This is a genomic window from Methanobacterium alcaliphilum (genome assembly GCF_023227715.1).
Lineage (GTDB): Archaea > Methanobacteriota > Methanobacteria > Methanobacteriales > Methanobacteriaceae > Methanobacterium_E > Methanobacterium_E alcaliphilum.
In genome coordinates, this window is record NZ_JALKIF010000029.1 from 1 (window position 1) to 2,993 (window position 2,993).

The following is a 2,993-nucleotide window of genomic DNA, read 5'->3' on the forward strand; positions in this document are numbered from 1 at the left end:
CTGGAAGTGAGGGTGTACTGCATGGTTCTCTTTCATATGTACTTCAGGATAATGATGGTCAGATAACTGAAGCCTATTCAGTTTCGGCAGGTTTGGATTATCCCGGTGTCGGACCCGAACATTCTTATCTTAAAACCATTGGAAGGTCTCGTTATGAAGCAATAACTGATTCTGAAGCTCTTCGAGGATTTCAATTACTTTCGAAATACGAAGGAATTGTACCTGCATTGGAAAGTGCCCATGCTATTGCATATATGGAAAAATATGCAAAAATGCCTGAAAATAAAGGAAAAACAATCTTAGTAAACCTTTCCGGAAGAGGAGATAAAGACATGTTTTTAGCAGCTAAATTGTTGGGGGTGGAGGTATGAGCTTCAAAACAAATGATACAATTTCTTTAAAAGTTGAAAGTTATCAAGAAATGTTTGAAAGAGTTGGGAAAAAAGATGAGGGGGCATTTGTACCATTTGTTGTGGCTGGAGATCCAGATATGGAAACATCACTAGAGATAGTAAAAACTTTGGTGGATAATGGTGCAGATGCATTGGAAATAGGTTTTGCATTTTCAGATCCCATTGCCGATGGTCCAACTGTTCAAGGTGCTGATTTAAGAGCTCTTAACTCGGATATGACTACTGATAAAGCGTTTGAGTTTGTTAAGAAGATAAGAGAGTTCACATCTATTCCTATAGGTCTTTTAGTTTATTATAACTTAATTTATCAAAGGGGTGTGGAACAATTTTATAAAGAAGCGCATCTTAATGGGGTTAATGCAATATTATCTGCAGATTTACCTCCGGAGGAGGCAGAAGATGCAATTTCCGCTGCTAAAAATAATAATATTGACCAGATTTTTTTAGTCGCCCAAACAACCACTATTGGGAGATTAGAGAAGATTTCTCAAGTTTCTTCGGGATTCATTTATTTGGTATCAGTAATGGGTGTTACTGGCGCTAGAAAAGAAATTAAAACCAGCACAGTTGACCTTATAAAACGAATAAGAAAGCATAATAAACTTCCTATTATGGTGGGCTTTGGGATTTCTCAACCAGTTCATGTAAAAGAAGTAATTTCTGCTGGAGCGGAAGGAGCTATTGTGGGAAGTGCTATTATTGATATTGTTGCTAAAAATCTTTCAAATAAGGATGAAATGCTGCAAAAAGTAGCTCAATATACAAAAGAATTGAAAAAAGCTACTAAACTTTAACTTGCAGGTGTTTTAATTGATAGAATGCTTTAAAAAAACAGTTTCAAAAAAAGATCTAACTGAAACTGAAGCATATAATTGCATGGAAAAAATGATTTCTGGAAAAGCGAGTGACATTCACATTGCTGCATTTTTAGCATCATTAGCCACTAAAGGCGAAACTGCTTCTGAAATAACTGGCTTTGTTAAGGCAATGAGGGATGCTTGTACTCCAGTAAACCTGTCTCATGATTTGAACTTAGTGGATACGTGTGGAACTGGAGGAGACACACTTAAAACCTTTAATGTAAGCACCGCAGCAGCAATTATTGCTGCGGCTTCTGGTGTATATATTGGAAAACATGGTAATAGGGCAGTCACCAGTTCTTGTGGCGGTGCAGACATATTGGAAGCAGCGGGAGTGAAAATAAATCTGGATTCTGAAAAAGTAGCAAAAAATATAATTGAAACTGGTATAGGGTTCATGTTTGCACCTAATTTCCATCCTGCTACAAAAAATGTAATGCCTGTACGACAAAAATTAGGCATAAGAACCGTTTTTAATATATTAGGTCCACTAACTTCTCCGGTGGGTGCTGAAATTCAACTGGTCGGTGTTTTTGATTCAAGATACGTGAAATTAATTGCAGAGGTACTGAATAATATAGGTGTCAAAAGGGCAATGGTGGTCCATGGAATGGATGTAGGGGAAAATTTGGGAATGGATGAAATATCTAATGTAGGTCCTACTTTGATTGCTTTTGTTAAAGATGGAAATATTGATATTAAAAAATTAAATCCTGAAGATTTTGGAGTTAAAAAAACAGAAATGGAATATATAAAGGCACCAGATACACTAAAAGAAAACTTAAAAATATTCTTATCAGTTCTCAGGGGTAAAAATGAATCTAAGGAAGATAGGGCAAGATTGGATATTGCTTTAGCCAATGCAGGAGCAATTATCTACTTGAGTGGAAAAGCAGATAACTTAATTCAAGGAACAGAAATTGCTAGAGAAACCGTCTTTTCTGGTCGTGCTATTGAAAAATTATTGGACTTTGCAGAAAGTAGCAAACAATGAATTAATAACTTCCGAATCCCTAATTTTTTTAAAATATTGGCTAAATAAGAAACATTAATCATTTTAATGCTATTTAAGATTTGAAAATGCTTTAACCACTAACCATAAATTATTGAAGTTTTTTATTAAAATAAATTATATATTCTACTTTTCACATATATTCAAAATGGAGCAAGGTAATTTAAACCTTTTTAATTACCTTATTTTTTCACATTATTTTTTGATATAATCTTCAATTCCTTTTTAAGTAAATTTTATTTATTTGGAGTGAAATTAATTTTAAGGTTATTAAAAGGAAATGGCTTAGTTTTAATTAAGATTATTTTTTATATAATTTATTTCTATTAAAATCTTTTAAATTAGTTAATTTTAAAAATAGGATTTTTATTAAGAAATATCTTTCTATTATGGGAAAATAAAGTTTTAAATGGGCCCGCTGGGATTCGAACCCAGGGCCTCACGGTTATCAGCCGTGCGCTCTACCACCTGAGCCACGGGCCCCCATTTCAAACATCAAAATAAGATATACAAAGTTTAAAAAACTTCATATTAAATTTAATCCCATTTCTTTTGGGTAAAAAAGGGGTATTTCCAACATTTAGTATTCATCATATATATCCTTTGCGATTCTGTGGGGTTGTAAAGTTATTGGGGGTTGATATTTTTCCCGTGTTTTTGTGTCCAGTTTTGCATTTTGCGTCGTAGGTAGTTGATTGTTCCGTGTAT

At 33.9% G+C, this 2,993-nt stretch carries 2 protein-coding genes, 1 tRNA gene and 1 pseudogene; 3 read left to right on the forward strand and 1 reads right to left on the reverse strand.

The window, feature by feature from the left end:
* The 3 genes and pseudogenes from MXE27_RS11700 to trpD all read left to right on the forward strand — a co-directional run.
* Positions 1-371, forward strand: a pseudogene (locus MXE27_RS11700) (tryptophan synthase subunit beta); the annotation flags it as partial.
* The gene (gene trpA / locus MXE27_RS11705) at positions 368-1,207 is read left to right on the forward strand and encodes a tryptophan synthase subunit alpha (RefSeq protein WP_248612634.1); all 840 of its coding nucleotides are present in this window, start codon (positions 368-370) and stop codon (positions 1,205-1,207) included. The pseudogene MXE27_RS11700 and the gene trpA, both read left to right, overlap by 4 nt.
* A gap of 16 nt (positions 1,208-1,223) precedes the next feature.
* Positions 1,224-2,267 carry an anthranilate phosphoribosyltransferase gene (trpD, locus tag MXE27_RS11710; protein WP_248612635.1) on the forward strand — a complete coding sequence of 348 codons (1,044 nt, stop codon included), beginning with the start codon at positions 1,224-1,226 and terminating at the stop codon, positions 2,265-2,267.
* Positions 2,268-2,695: 428 nt separating this feature from the next.
* Here the strand turns inward: trpD and MXE27_RS11715 are convergent.
* Positions 2,696-2,768, reverse strand: a tRNA-Ile gene (locus tag MXE27_RS11715).
* Positions 2,769-2,993 lie beyond the last annotated feature (225 nt).

Excerpts from the sequence above, each read along its gene's own strand:
- trpA (WP_248612634.1), top strand. The coding sequence starts at position 368 with ATGAGCTTCAAAACAAATGATACAATTTCTTTAAAAGTTGAAAGTTAT.